This is a genomic window from Psychroserpens mesophilus (assembly GCF_050617655.1).
In the GTDB taxonomy this organism is placed as follows: Bacteria; Bacteroidota; Bacteroidia; order Flavobacteriales; family Flavobacteriaceae; genus Psychroserpens; species Psychroserpens mesophilus_A.
This window is the reverse complement of sequence record NZ_JBODQC010000574.1, coordinates 1-230: the sequence shown is the minus strand read 5'-3', so window position 1 is coordinate 230 and position 230 is coordinate 1. Positions and strand designations below refer to the sequence as shown.

Genomic DNA, 230 nt, shown 5'->3' with positions numbered 1-230 from the left:
CCGTGCGCCTGCCCAGGGGGCATGCGCATCTTCCGGCCGAGCACCGGCCCGCGCGCCCGCCTGCATCGCACCCGCAGGTGGATGAGGCCCTGTGCTGGCTGCCCGGCGAGCCCGCCCCGGCCGCCAGCGACGAAGCCAGGCCCATGCAGCGGGACATGCAGCGGGACATGCACGGTGGTGCCCTGCCCCCGCGTGCCCGCATCGTCTGCGCCGATGACAACGCCGACATG

Annotated in this window: 1 protein-coding gene; it reads left to right on the top strand. The window is 75.2% G+C overall.

Features of this window, described 5'->3' with window-relative positions; genetic code table 11:
• A partial coding sequence (locus ACRHNM_RS18485; RefSeq protein WP_431138083.1) for a hypothetical protein occupies positions 1-230 on the top strand: 230 nt, incomplete at both ends.